The sequence below is a fragment of the Bdellovibrio sp. HCB185ZH genome, from assembly GCF_047302455.1.
Classification (GTDB): domain Bacteria; phylum Bdellovibrionota; class Bdellovibrionia; order Bdellovibrionales; family Bdellovibrionaceae; genus Bdellovibrio.
This window is the reverse complement of record NZ_CP178624.1, coordinates 404123-420208: the sequence shown is the minus strand read 5'-3', so window position 1 is coordinate 420208 and position 16086 is coordinate 404123. Positions and strand designations below refer to the sequence as shown.

Genomic DNA, 16086 nt, shown 5'->3' with positions numbered 1-16086 from the left:
TCGTGCGCCGACGGAGGTCGCTGCTTAGCGTTCCTAGCCACTCTTCCCTACGACGATGCTTTGTTTGTGGGCAGTTTTTCCCAAGTTGGGTGCTTCATTGGAGTTGTTTTTGTCTTGGGTTCGGCGGATGATTTTCTCGGTTACTCGAAAATCTCACTGACTAGGAGATGTTATGTTTCGTTCTTTCGTATTCGCTTTAACTTTGCCGTTTCTTTCCTCGTTCGCGTGGTCTTCGGTTGGCTTTGCGGCTGAGAAGGCTGAGGTTACGGAACAGACTTCTTCGGAGAGGAAGATTTCTAGTTTTTATGAGCTTTCGGCTAATGATATTTCTGGGAAGAAGGTTCATTTTTCTTCTTATCGTGGGAAAGTTGTATTGGTTGTTAATACGGCTTCTCAGTGTGGGTTTACTCCGCAGTTGAAGGAATTGGAGATGCTTTACAAAAAATATGCGGATCGTGGATTTGTTGTGCTGGCTTTTCCTTCTAATGATTTTAAGCAGGAGAAGGGTGATAATACTGAAGTACAATCTTTTGCTAAGAAAGAGTATGGGTGTACGTTTCCGTTTTTTGATAAGGCGCCTGTTACGGGGAAGGATAAACAGCCGGTTTATCAATTTTTGACGGAGCAAAAACCTGGTTTGATTTTTAAAGATGTGAGTTGGAATTTTGAGAAATTCTTGGTGAATCGTAAGGGGCAAGTGATTGATCGCTGGACCTCGATTACAAAACCTTCCTCTGATAAAATTGTTGAGGCTATCGAAAAAGCGCTGAATGAGCCCCTCTAGCCATTCACAGTGTTTCACTCTGAGACACTGTCTCATTGAACGAGCGGATTTGACAAATTTCCCTGAAGTTTTTGACAGTTTCACTCGATAATACACTTAGGGGGAACTGTGAAAACCACCGGAAATATTCTACATTCTGGCCTTCTGGCTTTGTTGTTGGCTGCGGGAATGCTTTTGACTTCGCAAGCTCACGCAGAAAGTTCAGACCAAAAACATTATCTAATCGCACAAGCTGATGCAGACGAGGCCTTTGACCCCTTCTCTGACTATTCTGAATTCGATGAAGACTCTGACGAAGAAGCTGACGTTAACTTCTTTCGCAATGGTCGCTTCTTCACCGTAGGTCTTGCGGGTGGTTACACGGGTTTCACAGGAAACTTTGCTGACCAGTATTCTGCAGCGCCTTCCTTCGGTTTGTTTCTCAGTTACTTCTTCGATCTTCGCTTGGCTCTGACTTTGGGTTTCCAAACTGGGGACCATGCGGTGAAGTTTTCAACTTTGAATGCCGGAAATGTGACCAACTACACAGGTAACGTGTCACTGACTTCGATCAATTTTGACCTAAAGTACTACTTGAATACGCAAAACGTAACACGTGGTTTGGCTGACTTAAATCCCTATATCCTGGGCGGTCTAGGTCAGTTTTATCGCACGTACACAATTTCTGGGATCGACTCTTACTCTCGTGATTCAACGATGGGTTTTGATATCGGTGCCGGCGTGGAAGTTCCATTGATGCGTAAGAAAGCTTACCTTGGATTGCAAGCCGCTTATCACTATGTGAATTTCTCTGACGAAAACAAATCCTATGTTCAAGGTACAGAGAAACTGGAAAAGAATCTTTCCGGTGACTTTTATGACTTTACATTTATCTTAGGGATGAACTTTTAATAGACGTTCTGAAATAACGCCACCACCTGCAGCAGAAATCCAATCAAGATCACTGCAGGTGCGACCCACTTCAAAATCACAATCCAATGCGAATACATGGAATAGCTGACGAACTTCTCACGATCGATGAAGCTGATTTCTTTTTCTTTTTCTGATGTGCCTTTATAGAAAGCCCACAAAATTCCCAAGGCCACCAATGGCAAGAGCCAATTGATGAGCAAAGAATCCAAAGACTCAATCAAAGAACGGCCATTGATACGCACAGATTTCAGCACAGAGCTTGAAAGAGCCGGCAAGATAGCCAACGACAAGGCCGCTGCCCCCGAAAGCCAGGTGGCCTTCTGACGTTCCATCTTTTTATTACGGTCCACCAAATTGGAAACAACAACTTCTAGCAAACCAATACTGGCATTGAGGGCAGCCAGATAAAGACACACAAAGAAAGCCAGTCCGAACAGGGCCCCACCCGGAATTCCCAAAAGGTACCGTGGCAAGACTTCAAACATCAAGGCCGGATCTGTTAACGGCACATTCGACGCTTGAAATGCTACCGGGAAAATCATCACCACGGCCAAAAGAGAGATCAAGGTATCAACCAAGGCCACACGAAAACCCGCCGTCGGCACGTGGTCTTCTTCACGAAGATACGAACCGAAAGTCACCATGGTTCCAAAGCCTACAGACAGCGTAAAGAACACGTGCCCCAAAGCATGTCCCAAAGAAGACAACGTCAGTTTGGAAAAATCAGGATAGAAAAGGAAGCGCATAACTTCCGGTGTCGATGGCAAAGAGAATGATTTAAACAGCAAGATCGCAACAAGGGCAGCAAACAGTGGCATCATATAACTGATCCACTTTTCCAAACCCTCTTGAACACCCTTAAGAACAACAACGACTGTGATCAGGATGTGCGCGCTTGCAAGCATCAACTGCAACCACCCGTTCGACATCAAAGCCGCAAGATTGGTTTTGTTGGCAGCGCCCTCAACATCCAAGAACAGCGAAATAAAAAACTGGGTCATGAAATGCAAAACCCAGCCACTGATCACAGCGTAATAAGAGAACACGACAACAGTGACTAGAACGGCCAGACGTCCAACCCAACGAAAGGGTTGTTTGGCTTTCTGACCCATCACATCTGTTGCAACGATCACGGAACGACGGGTGTTTTTACCGAGCATCAATTCTGCAATCAAAAGAGGAGCACCCACGGCTAAGGCCAAAAAAACGTAAAGCAGGATAAATGCCCCGCCCCCGTTTTCGCCCACCACGTAGGGAAAACGCCAGAGATTACCCAGGCCGCAGGCAGAGCCCACAGCCAAAAGGTAAAATCCAAAACGTGTTCTCCACGAGCCGCGCTTAAGCATTATTCCTCGATGTTCGCGCCACGGCGAGATTTCATACAGAAGATACGAATCGGCAAACCATGAAGATCCCATTTTTCCTTGATGTGCTTAATCAAGAAACGACGGTAGGAATTCGTAACTCCATCCGGGTGATTCGCAAACGCGATAAATGCTGGAGGTCTCTGATATGTTTGGGTGACGTAATAGAACTTCACGTTCGTAGTCCCCCAAACCGGAGCAGGAGTTTTACGGATCGTCTCAAAGAAGAAATCATTCATTTCGCGAGTTGGGATACGGAAGTTGATTTGTTCAGAGACTTTTTCAATCATCTCAAACAAGTCATCAATACCCTGACCCGATTTTGCACTCGTAAATACGATATTTACGTCCGTGAAAAAGTGGAACACGCGCTCACACTGCTCACGGAATGTTTTGCGGTATTCAGGAATCTCCGCGCCACCGATATCTGATTTGTTGGCAACAACGATCACGCCCTTATGATCTTCCAAAATGGATTGCATAATACGCGCGTCCTGGTCCGTAGGACCTTGAGTTCCGTCCACCATCAACAAAATCAAATCTGCACGACGAATAGATTCTTGGGATTTAAACGCAGAGATGATCTCAAGATCTTCTTCACGACGACGGGATTTACGCAAACCCGCTGTATCCACCAAAGTATAATTCTTGTCGTTATAAACAAACGGAGAATCCACTGCATCGATCGTTGTGCCCGCGATGTCAGAAACCATCATACGGTTTACACCCAGGATACGATTGCAGATAGAGCTCTTACCCACGTTAGGTTTGCCCACGATCGCGATTTTCATCCCTTTATCGTATGTAAATTCCTGAACTGGAATCTGCTCAACAACCCACTCAAGGATCTGGCCGATACCGCGACGTTGTTCAAATGCCGCAGAAATAATATCCACACCGAATTCATAGAAATCAGTTTTAGCCAATTCCTCATCCTGAGTGCTGTCCACTTTATTGATAACCAAAAGGAATGGTTTTCCTGTTTGCTTTGCCACACGGATAATATCACGGTCTTCTGGAATCAAACCGGCGCGACCATCCATCACCGCGATGATGTAATCAACAGAATGAAGAAATTCAGAAACCTGTTCTTTGATCAATTTCGAGAAAATATCCCCGGCTTCAGTGATACCACCTGTATCGATCAAATCAAATTGCTTACCCCAGATATCCACGGGTTCAATCATGATATCGCGAGTAACGCCCGCTTGGTTTTTAACCACGGCTTTACGAGTTTCAGTGATAATATTGAAAAGAGTCGATTTACCGACGTTGGGGCGACCAATGATCGCCACCTTGGGAGCGAACTCAGTCCTCTGATTCTGCGACATAACCCAACTCCTTCATAATACGTTTATTATCAAACCACTCTGGTTTTGATTGAACTTTCAAATCCAAGAACACTTTACCATCAACCAGCTTTTCAATCTCTTTACGAGCTTCCATACCGATTTGCTTGATAACGGATGCACCCTTACCGATCACGATCGCTTTTTGGCTTTCACGACCTACCAAAATCTCAGCGTAGATTTTTGGCATAACACCGGTTTCATCAAATTTTATGATACGCACAGCGATTTGGTACGGAACTTCGTGATGAAGATTTTCAAAGCATTTCTCACGGATGATTTCACAAACCATGTCGCGAACATTTTCGTTCGTGAAAAGTTCAGTGTCATAAAGTGGAGCCGGAGATTCTGGCAAAAGAGCCAGACACTCAAGCAAGATCGCCTCGCGCTCTTCTTTGTCATTTGCATAGGTTTTTGCAGATACAGAAAGTGCTTTACCGCCTTTTTCTTCGATCATTTTTTTAATGATCAATACGCGGTGAGCTTTATCTTCGATATCTGTTTTAGTAACGATGCCAATCCAAGGTTTTCTGGAAGAAGCCACCAGGTTGATGATTTTTTCAGCATCATCCGACTTTGCTTCATCAACACTCACAACCGCCACCAAAGCGTCGGAGTTCTTGATAACTTCATCAGCTTCTTTCGCCAGGAACGCATTCAAACCTTTATCGGCTTTGATCAAACCTGGAGCATCCACGAACACAACCTGACCCGCATCTGAAGTCCACATACCCAGAATACGACGGCGTGTTGTCTGCGGCTTGGCGGAGACGATAGACACCTTTTCGTCGACAAGGAAGTTCATCAATGTGCTCTTCCCGGCATTTGGCTGCCCGATTAATCCTAAAAATCCTGCCTTATAACTCATAACTAATTCGTCTCCTTAAACTTTGCATCTAAAGCGCTTTTCGCCGCATCTTGTTCGGCATTTTTTTTACTGCGTCCGCGCCCCTTGGACCAGATTTCTTCTTTTACTTTCACACACACCACAAACTGACGATCATGAGGAGGTCCCTCCTCGGCAAGAACCTCGTACTTAGGCGTTTCTTTCATCGCCTTTTGCACAAGCTCTTGCAGTCTTGTTTTGTAGTCTCGCTCGAAGTCTTCATTCGCGCAGGTCTTATCACAAAGTGGCAAGAACTCTTTGCGCACGAAAGCTTGAGCCGCGGCAAAGCCGCCATCCAAATACATCGCCCCAATGACAGCCTCTAATGAAGAAGCCAAGAGACGTGGTTTTAAGGCACCACCTGTAAGTGCTTCACCTTTTCCTAGTTGCAGAATTTTGTTCAGTTCCATATCGCGAGCCAGCTCAAACAAAATCTCTTCATTTACGATGGAGGCACGTTTTTTAGATAACCCACCTTCATTGTCTTGCGGGTATTTTTCATACAAAAACTCACCCACAACCAAATCCAGAACGGCGTCACCCAAGAACTCCAGCTTTTCATTATGCTCGGTGTGGTTCTTAAGTTCATTCGCATAACTCTTGTGAGTTAAAGCGCGCGCCAAAAGAGCCATGTTTTTAAATTTATATCCCAGGCGTTGCTCAAGAGAATTCACGACAGAACCTCCCCGATCAAATGACCTTCCATATGAGATTTATTGGAATGATCATAGCCTGTGATTTTAACATCAATTTCTTGTCCTGCCCAGTGAGTGAGGAACGCTTCCGCGCCAGCGATATCCACCGGCCAGTAGTCGTGACTTAAGCCCTGACCACCTTTTGCAGCGTTTTTCAAAACGAGAACTTTTTTAATTGTTCCCACTTGCAGATTCGCCTGCTCCGTATAGCGAGTGATACTTAGATCACGAAGCTTGGCTCCACGTTCAGCACGAACGTGAGGATAAACAGAAACATCCATCGCTGCTGCACGAGTGCCCTGACGTTCGCTGTAAGGGAAGACATGCAGCTTCGTCCAAGGAAGTTCTGCCAAGCAGTTGTAAGTGTCTTCGAACTGCTCCGCCGTTTCCGTTGGGAATCCCGTAATCACGTCCATACCTACAAAAGAATTTGGAACGCGCTTTTCAATCGCCAGCAAAGACTTACGAACATCGTCTTGAGTGTATTTGCGCTTCATATGATGAAGCACATCGGTGTTCGCACTCTGAATACTCATATGGAAATGCGGGCAAAGTCTGGAATCAGAGTAAAGATCCAAAAGTCTTTCAGAAACTTCAACCGGCTCCAAAGAAGATAAACGGAAGCGAGGCATCTTCGTTCTGACCAAAAGATTTTCGATCAAATCTTCCATCACCAATTTCTTGCCATTCACTTCGTCTTCGTAGTCCCCGATGTGAACACCGGTCAAAACAACTTCACGGGAACCCTCAGCATATAAGTCATTAATACGCTGAACCAGGTTCGCAATTGAAATAGAACGAGACTTACCGCGAGCATAAGGAATAATGCAGTAAGTGCAAAAGCTGTTACAGCCATCTTGAATTTTTAAGAACGTGCGAGTGTGGTGTTTTTCAATACCACCACCCATTTCCAAATCTTCTTTTTTAAAGATATTGGATTTAAAGACTTTCTCGGTCAGCTCGCCACGGAAATGCTTATTTAACAAATCCGGGAGATTGCCTTTATGAGAGTTAGCTACGATCAGATCCGCACCCGGCAAAGACGAGAATGAACCCGTATCCACCTGAGCCGCACAACCCGTCACTACGATTGTGCAAAACGGATCTTTCACTTTTAAACGACGGATATAGCGAACGGCTTCTTTCGTCGCCTCTGCCGTCACGGCACACGTATTTAAAACGTGAATGCGCGCGTCTTTTTCACCACGGATCACCGGAGCAAAGCCGTTTGCATTCAGATTCTTTTGAATAAGACCTGCATCGTAAGTGTTTACCTTACAACCAAAAGTATGAACCTGATACTTCACATCGCGGTTCACTTGAGTAGGAGCAGGAGTCTCTACAGAGTTATCCATCCGCCTCCCACCAATTCACGTTCGCGATAAAACACAGCTGCTTGACCTGGGGTTACAGCTCGCTGAGGTTGTTGGAATTTAAGCTTGAAACCAGTTTCGGTTTTAAAAACCAAAGCCGGAGAACCTTTGTGTTGATAACGGATTTTTACGTTCATCAACTCGCCGTCTTGCAAATCACCCAACATGTGAGGATCCACAACATCCACTTCATGGGCAAACAAGTGCTCTTCGTCGCCAACCCAAACCGTGTTGTCAGCAGAATCAATTTTGATCACGAAAAGCTTTTCGTGGTGATCCATACCCAGCCCCTTACTTTGACCGTAAGTGTAGTTATGAATACCTTCGTGCTTAGCCATCACCTCACCCGTTGGGAAGCGTTTGATCAGACCTTTTTTAGAATCCAGAACGGCTTTGGGAACTTGGCCTTTGATAAAGTTTTGATATCCAATGCCACCCACAAAGCAAATACCTTGGGAGTCTTTTTTCTTAGCCGTGACGAGTCCCATTTTTTCCGAGTACTCACGCACTTGGGGCTTTTTCATATCGCCAATCGGGAACAACAATTTCGGCACAAGCTCTGGATCAATTGTGAACAAGAAATACGTTTGGTCTTTCCAGTCATCTGTCGACGTATGGATTGAAGACTTGCCGTTTTCATCAGTTACGATTTTTGCGTAGTGACCCGTCGCCAAGTAATCACACTCAAGCTCTTTCATCTTTTTCACAAGATGGTCAAATTTTAAGTACGTATTACAGTTCACACACGGAAGTGGTGTTTGTCCTTCCAGATACGCTTTCAAGAAAGGATCAATGACGGCTGCGCGAAATTTTGCTTCGCAATTCAGTACGTAAAACGGAATACCCAAACGATCCGCCACTGAGCGCGCATCATCCACATCGATAGAAGAACAGCACGTGCCGTTACCTTCTTCGATATCACAAGTCGAGTAATCCCAAACTTGCATGGTGGCCCCGATAACTTCATAGCCCTGTTCGACTAACAGCGCAGCCGCGGCGGAACTATCCACGCCTCCGCTCATAGCAACAAGTACTCTCCCTTTAGACATGATATGTCTCTCCCTCTTCATGTTCGATCGATCGCAAACGAGTTACGACCGCCTTTAATGCATCCACAAATCCATCGACTTCAGCCAAAGTCGTTTCCCACCCCAAGCTCACACGCAAACTGTTTTGCGCTTCCTGACGAGATAGCCCCATCGCAAGCAGCACTGGACTTGGTTCTGGATTCCCGCTTGAACAAGCGGCCCCTGTGCTGACTGCATAGCCTTTGATATCCAATGACATCAGCATTGTCTCCCCGTCAGCCCCTGGGATGACCAGTGAACTTGTATTCCCCAAGCGCGGAGTCTCAACGGCTGTGATTGTAACGTCAGCGATTTCAGACAAGATGCGAGCTTCCATGTGATCGCGCAATTTGCTCACCTCGAAAGCTTTATCAGCAACCAGTGGAGCTCTTTGCGCCATCAAACCAAGACACGCGATACCCAAAGTGTTTTCAGTGCCACCACGACGATGACGTTCCTGACCTCCACCATGTATCAATGGACTTACATTCGTGCCTTTTTTCATATAAAGCACGCCGGTTCCTTTGATCGAATAAAACTTATGACCCGAGATCGAAGCGAAATCGACGTTAAGGTCCTTCAAATTCAAAGGGGCTTTACCAAAACCTTGAACCGCATCGGTGTGAAACAAAGCACCCTTAGCATGAGCCATCTCCGCCATTTGCTTGATCGGAAACAATGTGCCCGTTTCGTTATTCGCAAACATCACAGACACCAGAGCCGTTTCTTCAGACAAGTGCTCTTGATAGAATTTCATATCTATCACGCCTTCGCGGCTGACTGGGATGTAGCTGACTTTCGCTCCCATGGCTTCCAGATGAGACATCGTCTTCATGATGCTGGGATGCTCGACTGCAGAGCACATAAAGTGCGTGCGACGGCGTTGTTCAGGAGTGAGAAATTGAGCTGTGTGATAATAATCAAACAAACCTTTTAGAACGGTGTTGTTCGCTTCACTGCCGCCGGATGTGAAAACGATTTCGAGCGGAGAAATATTTAAAGCTTCAGAGATCGACTTACGTGCATCACGAATTAGATTTTTTGGCTGTCTTCCGCCCCAGTGAATGGAGCTGGGATTGCCACCAGCGGTTGCAAACTCGGGCAGAGCTGCAATCACTTCCGCGCACACGGGAGTGGTCGCATTGTGGTCGAAATAGTGAAGAACTTTGGTCTGAAGCATAAGTGGGCGGAGACTACCACATTTGCTAAGTATTGAAAACCTCTATATTTTTAGCGTCTATTCAGTACGCAATGCTGCAAAATATTCAGGCACCCTAGACCTAGACTCAGGTTTCGTCCCTTTTAAGCCGATAAACAGAACAATGAGCACTTTAGAATGGTTTGAGCATTTTAAACATAAACTTCAAGGACTTACCGAATCTCACACGGCAGGTGGATCGCCTTTGAGCCTTCTTGCCTATGCCTTGAAGGAAAATCAACTCACAGCTGAGGAATATTTTCCTTGGGCCATGGCTCATTATAAACTACCTCGTCTTCAGGCAAGATTTTTTACAGAAACTCCTCCTCGCAAAGAAATGTTAGCTAAGTGGGCGACTCATTACTCATGGACGGTGGAGTGTCTGCCTGTGGCGGAGTGGGATGGCATTCTTGTAGTGGCATGTCTGCAACCGCCGCAGGATTTCCCTTCTTCTCCAACTTGCGTTTTTGTTTTGGCTCCTCAGGAAGCTTTGGAACAATGCTGGAATGCTTGGCACCCCCAAGCGACGGCGAAAATTCCAAGCTCTGCTCCTGTGAAATCCCCGGCTGTTGAATCTGAAATGCCAGAAGGCCTTGCCGGTCTTCAAGTCCCTGCTGCTAAAAAATCTGGCGACAGTTTTTCATTCGAAGATTTGGGTGATGTGGCTTCTGATGAATCCAGCACTGAAGAGTCTTCTTCGGAAGAACACAGTGAATCCGCCGGCGAAGAAATGGGCGGACTTGAAGGTCTGTTCGATGCTCCGGTGGTTAAACTTCAATCTTTTGGTTCTGGCGATGGTGAGGTTGCAGCAGCAACTCCTCCAGCAACTATTCCTGAAGAAACTCCGGTTGATGATATCTTAAATTCTCAATCAGCTTCTAAAGAAGAAGCGGCAAAAACTTTTGATAGAACTGTGGTGGATTCCCGCCCAAGTCTTTCTAAGGTAGAACCTGTTTTGGAAAAGAAATCTGAACCCGCTCCGGCAGTGGCAGCTTCAATTCCAGCAGCTGTTCCTGCAGCATCCAAAGCTGGAGGCCCGCCGCCTCCACCGAAAGATGAATTGCCGGATTTAAGTGAAGACAGCTTTGGCAACAAACCAATTGCTCCTATCGTGACTCGTCCAACCGGTGTTGCAAAACCGACAATGAATCCGGTGGCAAGTGGCAGCTTTTCACTTGAGAAATTGAAAAAGAAAAACAGTGGCGTTATCGCTGACAAAGTAAAACGTGTTCTTTCAGAAATGAAAGCTCACTTTGAAAAATCCATGATTTTGACTCTGGACGAGCAAGAGTCTCAAGTGACAGCGTTCGCGTGGGATGAAAACTTCCAGGAAATCAAAGACACTTCGATGCGCATTCCTTTGGAATCTCCAAGTATCTTTAAAATCGTGGCTTCAACCCAAAAACCTTTCCATGGTTACATCTCTTTGAATGATCTGAATGAAAATTTCTTTGAGCAATGGAACCAGGGGGCGATCCCTGATCATGTGACGATCACACCGATCGTTATCAATGAAAAGTTGGTGGGAATGTTGATGGGCTTTGCGGAAAAATCTGCTTACAACAAGGTTTCCTTGGGTCTGGCAGAAAGACTTTCCACTGAATTCACCAAGGGCCTTCAAGCCGCTTAATCCTACTCCGGCGAAGCCGGAGTGTAGGCCGACCGGCGAAAGCCGGAGTGTCAGCGAGCTAAGCTGTTTCCCATTCACGACGAAGCTTTCCAAACACCTTCGTGCTTCGATACTCTCCGTTAATCAAAGAATCTTCACGCAGCTCGCCTTCAAATTTATAGCCATTTTTAAGAGCGACCCGGGCCGAAGCTTCATTAAATCCCGCGCAGCGAATTTCCACTCTGTGAAAGCCATGTTTAAAGCAGGCGGATTCTAAGAGCTTTACAGCTTCACTGATGATGCCGCGACCTTCGAACTCCTTGGAAATCCAGTAGCCAAGTTCGCAGTTTTTAAACTCCCAGTTAATACTGTGCACACCGGCACTGCCCACGTAGCGACCTTCAAAATAAATTCCATAATCGAAAAGCGACAGATTATCCCACTCCGCCAAGGTCACATCGATCCATTTCTTAGAGTCTTCCACGGATTTGGTAAATGAGGTCCAGGGCATGAATTTTAAATGCTCACGATTGGCATCAATTGTCGCAAACATCGTGGGTGCCAGAGACGAAGCATGACGTTCAAGATTAATTCTGGGGCCTTTTAGAACGGATGGAAGGGGTTTTTGTGCAAACATGCTTCATATTAAATCCTCAATCCGCCAGGTGCAATTGAATCGCATCGTTTATGCAGAAAGTGGCAGGCGCTTTTTAGAGGAAGAAGTGTTTTCCTTTTTCACCAGCCTGCAGGAATATCCGCCAGGCGAATTGTTTTGGAGTGTTGGTTTTTGATTCTAGATCAGGCTGCTTTTCAGAGGAGTTGCTATCCATAATTTTCCTCCTGATGCCTATGATTTTACTCCTGCTATGCCATAGCCACGAGAGTACCCAAACGCATCTGAGGAAAAACAAAGCTGGGAGCTTAACCTAAGACTCGGGAGGTAATAATACGCTCAGTTTCCGAAGGACCTTTGGTGATGCTGACTTCGATTCGTTGCCAGTTTAGTGGAAGATAGTCATAATCCAAACGCTGGGCCCACTCAATAACAACTAGACCTTGTTTGGGTGCGAACAGATCCCAGAATCCTGAACTTTCCAGATCATCGTCGTCATCCAAGCGATACAAATCCAGGTGATCCATGACTTTGCCGCCAGCATTTTCATAGCGAAGATGGATGGCGAAAGACGGCGATTGCACATCTTTCATTCCTAGAATCTCGGCGATGGCTTGAACAGAAGTGGTCTTCCCCGCCCCCACGTCACCGCTTAAAAGCAAAACACAGCGATCACCCAAGTGTGGGAGAAACTCCTGCCAAAACACTTTAAGTTCTGGCACGGTTTGAATGTGACGTTGAGAGTTCAGGATGGAAGACATAAAGTTTTACTTTAAGATCTTACGCATTTTCTTAACGGCTGTTTCCATGCCGTCTTCAAGCGCGTAACAAACCAAGGAGTGACCAATGTTCACTTCTTGAAGGTATGGCAACTTGTTGATTTCTTTTGAATGTGCATAATCTAGACCGTGTCCTGCATGAACATTCAACCCCAGGTAATTCGCCCACTCCGCTGCCTCCACCAGGCGTTTCCATTCTTTGGCTTTAGCGGCGCCTTTTAAGTGAACCCATTTGCCCGTATGAAATTCAACGGCATCAGCGCCCACCTCAAATGAAGCTTCAACTTGTTCAATGGAAGGCTCGATAAACATTGAGATTTCAATGCCAATGCGTTGAAGTTTTTCAACCATGGGAAGCATTTTCTTGTAACCTTTTTTGACATCAAGGCCACCTTCAGTCGTTAATTCCGCACGCTTCTCCGGAACGAAACAAACCCACTGAGGACGATACTTTTTCGCAAACGACACCATTTGCGAAGTCGCAGCCATTTCCAAATTCAATGGAACCGGGCAAGATTTAGAAAGCGTTTTCAAATCATGCAACTGAATATGACGACGGTCTTCACGCAAATGGATCGTGATTTGCTCAGCGCCACCCTTGACCGACTTCTTAACCATATCCAATAAGTTAGGATACGCCGTCGTTCCCCCACGCACTTGGCGAAGAGTGGCCACGTGATCAACATTTACACCTAAACGAATTTTATGTTTCATGAGAGCTCCAGAGATTTTTAAATGATATATATCAGATAGGGTTCTGATGGAAGGGATATCGAGGCGTGAGGCGGAAGGCGTGCTTAGAGCACGCCGACAACGAGCAACGAAGAGAGCCCTTTCAGCAGAGCCCTAGCTGAGTTCTTTCTCGAGGAAGGCTGCGATTTCGTCTGCATATGTGGAAATTTCGGTTTTGTCTTTGCCTTCAACAAGCACGCGGATCACAGGTTCCGTTCCAGAGAAACGAACAAAGACGCGGCCGTTGCCAGCAAGATTCTTTTCAATGTGAGCGATCAATTCGTGATAACCCTTGATCTCATCCAGATCCATGCGACGTTTCACGCGAAGATTGATCAACACCTGTGGCATATCATCAAATACGCGAGCAAGGTCGCTCATTTTTTTATCTGTTTGCTTCATCACTGCAAGCACACTTAAGGCAGCGATACAGCCATCACCCGTGGTGGTGTGATCCAAGAAGATGATGTGACCTGATTGTTCGCCGCCCAGGTTGTAACCATTTTTACGCATCTCTTCGACAACGTATTTATCACCCACGCCCACTTTAACAACTTTGATGCCTGCATCGTTCATGGCTTTTTCAAGACCGAAGTTCGACATTTGTGTGGCTACCAATGTGTTGTTTTTCAAAAGACCACGCTCTTTCATATGCAGAGCGCTGATTGCAAGAATGCGGTCCCCATTTACGATCTGACCTTTTTCATCAACCATGATCACGCGGTCAGCGTCACCATCAAGACTGATACCCACGTCAGCTCGGTATTGAACCACAGCTTCCGCAAGTTTCGCCGGATACAAAGCACCGACTTTATCATTGATGTTCGTGCCATTGGGATCATCACCCAACTGGATCACTTCCGCACCCAACTCTTGGAATATTGAAGGCGCTACTTTGTAAGCGGCACCATTCGCAGTATCCAGAACGATACGCATGCCATCCAACGTGTATTCCAATGGGAATGTGGATTTTACGTAAACGATATAACGACCTTGGGAGTCGTCGATACGACGGGTGCGCCCGATATCTTTGCTTGGAGGCAAAAGAGCTGTCAGGTCTTCTTCAAGAACCAGGCGCTCGATTTCACGCTCCATCTCTTCAGAAATTTTAAAACCATCCGCACCGAAAACTTTAATACCGTTATCGTGGAAAGGATTGTGAGAAGCAGAAATTACGATCCCCGCAACAGCACGCATTGTACGAGTCAGGTAACCGATACCAGGAGTCGGAAGTGGACCTACCAGCTGTACTGCCACGCCCATGGAGTTCAATCCACTCGCAAGAGCCTGTTCGATCATGTAACCAGAAAGACGCGTGTCTTTACCGATGACCACTTTACGAAGTGAGGGGTGTGCATTGTATTTTTGTTTTTGTAGAATGTAACCAATCGCCTGACCGATTTTTACAACCATGTCGGGGGTCATTGGATACTGGTTGGCAGTTCCACGGATTCCATCCGTACCAAAAAGTTTTGGTGCTTTCTTTTCCACTTTACTGACCTTTTTGTTCGTCATTTTCGTCGCCTTTAATCTTAACTACTTCAACCTGAATCTGATTTGGACGAACCCCCAGGATTTTAACTCCCAATGGGACGTCGATCTTATTCAGTGGAATATCGACATAGACTACGCCTTCGCCTTTTTGAGAGATATCAAGATTGATATTCTGAGACAAAGAGCTTTCCATAAACTTCTTCAAAGCGGCTCTGGGCCCTGAAACCTTTACCTTGATGTGGTCAGTTGTCTGCGCCACAACGTGGGTTCCAGGGGCTGTCACCAGGTCGACTTCCACATTTTTGCTTAAAACAAAATCGCGGCGGCCTAAAATGGTCAACCACAGAATCAGGGAAATGAATAAGGCTACTACTTTGTAACTAAAATTTTCAGTCACAGCATCGGTCCAACGGCGTCTCATGACAGATCCCCCTGCTGCGAGAAAGCTTTGTATTTAAGACCAAATGTCTCATACAACGCCTTACGAATATCACCCAACTCCACGTTCGGGCTTAGATGACCACCCTGTACGATACCAATGGATTTGTTTTCTTCAGAAACGACAAACACAATGGCATCTGTTTCTTCGGTCAAACCGATCGCAGCACGATGACGTGTACCTAAGTTTTTATCCAAAGCGGGGTTTTTGGAAAGGGGCAGGAAACACCCGGCAGAGTGGATCTTACCGTTTCGGATAAGAACTGCCCCATCATGCATCGGACTTTCAGGATGGAAAATAGAAGCCAGCAATTCAGCTGAAACTTTTGATTCCATCTCAGTTCCGAATTCAATGTGATAATCGATCACGATTTCACGCTCCACCACCACAAGAGCTCCAAAGCCCTTCTGCGCAGTAAGAATAATACCCTTTGCAATCTCTTCGATAACTTGGGTTTCTTGGATTGTAGAGGCGTCTGTGAAGAATGGATTTGATCCGATATGAGCCAGGGCTCTGCGAATCTCGGCCTGGAACAGGACGACCACAATCACGAACAGGTTAGAGAAGAATTTTTCCAGGATCCAGTTGAAGGTGAAAAGCTCAAGCCAGATGCTGAGAATGTAGCCGATAGCTAGCACTCCCAATCCGGAAAGCATTTGAATCGTCCCCGTTCTTTTAATCAGAACCAGGATACGATACACAACCATCCACACCAGGATCATGTCGATCGCATCTTGCACACGCAAATGCTGAACGATGAAGATGAGGTTGTCGAAAAACTGCTGCAACATC

The 16086-nt window shown here is 46.0% G+C and carries 17 protein-coding genes; 4 read left to right on the top strand and 13 right to left on the bottom strand.

All coding sequences use genetic code 11. From position 1 onward, the window contains the following. The first annotated feature begins 172 nt into the window (after window positions 1–172). Together ACLSU7_RS02080 and ACLSU7_RS02075 are read left to right on the top strand one after the other, a co-directional pair. A complete protein-coding gene (locus ACLSU7_RS02080; RefSeq protein WP_413293862.1) occupies window positions 173–784 on the top strand; it encodes a glutathione peroxidase in 612 nt (203 codons plus the stop codon). Window positions 785–892: 108 nt separating this feature from the next. Next, window positions 893–1675: an outer membrane beta-barrel protein gene (locus tag ACLSU7_RS02075; RefSeq protein ID WP_413293861.1), complete on the top strand. Its 783-nt coding sequence runs from the start codon at window positions 893–895 to the stop codon at window positions 1673–1675. Here ACLSU7_RS02075 and ACLSU7_RS02070 read toward each other — a convergent pair. The 7 genes from ACLSU7_RS02070 to ACLSU7_RS02040 are packed head-to-tail and all read right to left on the bottom strand — an operon-like array spanning window position 1672 to window position 9610. After that, window positions 1672–3042, bottom strand: a complete 1371-nt coding sequence (locus ACLSU7_RS02070; protein WP_413293860.1) for a sodium-dependent transporter — start codon at window positions 3040–3042, stop codon at window positions 1672–1674. The genes ACLSU7_RS02075 and ACLSU7_RS02070 overlap by 4 nt on opposite strands. After that, entirely contained in the window at window positions 3042–4391 is a 1350-nt protein-coding gene (gene der / locus ACLSU7_RS02065) for a ribosome biogenesis GTPase Der (RefSeq protein WP_413293859.1), read from the bottom strand. Before der ends, ACLSU7_RS02070 begins: the two co-directional genes overlap by 1 nt. After that, window positions 4369–5277 carry a GTPase Era gene (gene era / locus ACLSU7_RS02060; protein WP_413293858.1) on the bottom strand — a complete coding sequence of 303 codons (909 nt, stop codon included), beginning with the start codon at window positions 5275–5277 and terminating at the stop codon, window positions 4369–4371. The genes der and era overlap by 23 nt, the downstream gene beginning before the upstream one ends. Window positions 5278–5279: 2 nt before the next feature. After that, window positions 5280–5969 (bottom strand): ribonuclease III, encoded by a 690-nt coding sequence (gene rnc, locus ACLSU7_RS02055; RefSeq protein ID WP_142700303.1) that lies wholly within the window; start codon window positions 5967–5969, stop codon window positions 5280–5282. Then, the gene (gene mtaB / locus ACLSU7_RS02050; RefSeq protein WP_413293857.1) at window positions 5966–7345 is read right to left on the bottom strand and encodes a tRNA (N(6)-L-threonylcarbamoyladenosine(37)-C(2))-methylthiotransferase MtaB; all 1380 of its coding nucleotides are present in this window, start codon (window positions 7343–7345) and stop codon (window positions 5966–5968) included. Before mtaB ends, rnc begins: the two co-directional genes overlap by 4 nt. Beyond that, window positions 7330–8412 carry a tRNA 2-thiouridine(34) synthase MnmA gene (gene mnmA / locus ACLSU7_RS02045; protein WP_413293856.1) on the bottom strand — a complete coding sequence of 361 codons (1083 nt, stop codon included), beginning with the start codon at window positions 8410–8412 and terminating at the stop codon, window positions 7330–7332. Before mnmA ends, mtaB begins: the two co-directional genes overlap by 16 nt. Next, complete coding sequence (locus ACLSU7_RS02040; protein ID WP_413293855.1) at window positions 8405–9610, bottom strand: cysteine desulfurase family protein; 1206 nt, start codon at window positions 9608–9610, stop codon at window positions 8405–8407. Before ACLSU7_RS02040 ends, mnmA begins: the two co-directional genes overlap by 8 nt. Before the next feature lie 142 nt (window positions 9611–9752). Between ACLSU7_RS02040 and ACLSU7_RS02035 the strand changes: the two genes are divergently transcribed. Then, window positions 9753–11258, top strand: a complete 1506-nt coding sequence (locus ACLSU7_RS02035) for a hypothetical protein (protein WP_413293854.1) — start codon at window positions 9753–9755, stop codon at window positions 11256–11258. A gap of 58 nt (window positions 11259–11316) precedes the next feature. Here ACLSU7_RS02035 and ACLSU7_RS02030 read toward each other — a convergent pair whose 3' ends face one another. After that, window positions 11317–11874 carry a GNAT family N-acetyltransferase gene (locus ACLSU7_RS02030; protein ID WP_413293853.1) on the bottom strand — a complete coding sequence of 186 codons (558 nt, stop codon included), beginning with the start codon at window positions 11872–11874 and terminating at the stop codon, window positions 11317–11319. On the opposite strand from ACLSU7_RS02030, the gene ACLSU7_RS02025 reads away from it, so the two are divergent. Further along, window positions 11873–12028, top strand: coding sequence for a hypothetical protein (locus ACLSU7_RS02025; RefSeq protein WP_413293852.1), 156 nt, complete (start codon window positions 11873–11875; stop codon window positions 12026–12028). The genes ACLSU7_RS02030 and ACLSU7_RS02025 overlap by 2 nt on opposite strands. 130 nt (window positions 12029–12158) lie before the next feature. Here ACLSU7_RS02025 and tsaE read toward each other — a convergent pair whose 3' ends face one another. The 5 genes from tsaE to cdaA all read right to left on the bottom strand — a co-directional run bounded on the left by tsaE (window position 12159) and on the right by cdaA (window position 16085). After that, window positions 12159–12611: a tRNA (adenosine(37)-N6)-threonylcarbamoyltransferase complex ATPase subunit type 1 TsaE gene (gene tsaE, locus ACLSU7_RS02020; RefSeq protein WP_413293851.1), complete on the bottom strand. Its 453-nt coding sequence runs from the start codon at window positions 12609–12611 to the stop codon at window positions 12159–12161. 6 nt (window positions 12612–12617) lie between these two features. Continuing rightward, complete coding sequence (locus ACLSU7_RS02015; RefSeq protein WP_413293850.1) at window positions 12618–13343, bottom strand: pyridoxine 5'-phosphate synthase; 726 nt, start codon at window positions 13341–13343, stop codon at window positions 12618–12620. Between the two features lie 132 nt (window positions 13344–13475). Beyond that, entirely contained in the window at window positions 13476–14852 is a 1377-nt protein-coding gene (gene glmM, locus ACLSU7_RS02010) for a phosphoglucosamine mutase (protein ID WP_413295448.1), read from the bottom strand. Window position 14853: 1 nt separating this feature from the next. Then, complete coding sequence (locus ACLSU7_RS02005) at window positions 14854–15276, bottom strand: CdaR family protein (protein WP_413293849.1); 423 nt, start codon at window positions 15274–15276, stop codon at window positions 14854–14856. Beyond that, the gene (cdaA, locus tag ACLSU7_RS02000) at window positions 15273–16085 is read right to left on the bottom strand and encodes a diadenylate cyclase CdaA (protein WP_413293848.1); all 813 of its coding nucleotides are present in this window, start codon (window positions 16083–16085) and stop codon (window positions 15273–15275) included. Before cdaA ends, ACLSU7_RS02005 begins: the two co-directional genes overlap by 4 nt. Window position 16086: the final 1 nt, after the last annotated feature.

What these genes read in the sequence shown, in the direction of transcription:
- ACLSU7_RS02030 (WP_413293853.1), bottom strand. Translation starts at nt 11,874, where the DNA reads ATGTTTGCACAAAAACCCCTTCCATCCGTTCTAAAAGGCCCCAGAATT.
- mtaB (WP_413293857.1), bottom strand. Translation starts at nt 7,345, where the DNA reads ATGGATAACTCTGTAGAGACTCCTGCTCCTACTCAAGTGAACCGCGAT.
- ACLSU7_RS02070 (WP_413293860.1), bottom strand. Translation starts at nt 3,042, where the DNA reads ATGCTTAAGCGCGGCTCGTGGAGAACACGTTTTGGATTTTACCTTTTG.
- mnmA (WP_413293856.1), bottom strand. Translation starts at nt 8,412, where the DNA reads ATGTCTAAAGGGAGAGTACTTGTTGCTATGAGCGGAGGCGTGGATAGT.
- cdaA (WP_413293848.1), bottom strand. Translation starts at nt 16,085, where the DNA reads ATGTTGCAGCAGTTTTTCGACAACCTCATCTTCATCGTTCAGCATTTG.
- tsaE (WP_413293851.1), bottom strand. Translation starts at nt 12,611, where the DNA reads ATGTCTTCCATCCTGAACTCTCAACGTCACATTCAAACCGTGCCAGAA.
- era (WP_413293858.1), bottom strand. Translation starts at nt 5,277, where the DNA reads ATGAGTTATAAGGCAGGATTTTTAGGATTAATCGGGCAGCCAAATGCC.
- der (WP_413293859.1), bottom strand. Translation starts at nt 4,391, where the DNA reads ATGTCGCAGAATCAGAGGACTGAGTTCGCTCCCAAGGTGGCGATCATT.
- ACLSU7_RS02005 (WP_413293849.1), bottom strand. Translation starts at nt 15,276, where the DNA reads ATGAGACGCCGTTGGACCGATGCTGTGACTGAAAATTTTAGTTACAAA.
- ACLSU7_RS02015 (WP_413293850.1), bottom strand. Translation starts at nt 13,343, where the DNA reads ATGAAACATAAAATTCGTTTAGGTGTAAATGTTGATCACGTGGCCACT.
- ACLSU7_RS02025 (WP_413293852.1), top strand. Translation starts at nt 11,873, where the DNA reads ATGCTTCATATTAAATCCTCAATCCGCCAGGTGCAATTGAATCGCATC.
- ACLSU7_RS02080 (WP_413293862.1), top strand. Translation starts at nt 173, where the DNA reads ATGTTTCGTTCTTTCGTATTCGCTTTAACTTTGCCGTTTCTTTCCTCG.
- ACLSU7_RS02040 (WP_413293855.1), bottom strand. Translation starts at nt 9,610, where the DNA reads ATGCTTCAGACCAAAGTTCTTCACTATTTCGACCACAATGCGACCACT.
- ACLSU7_RS02035 (WP_413293854.1), top strand. Translation starts at nt 9,753, where the DNA reads ATGAGCACTTTAGAATGGTTTGAGCATTTTAAACATAAACTTCAAGGA.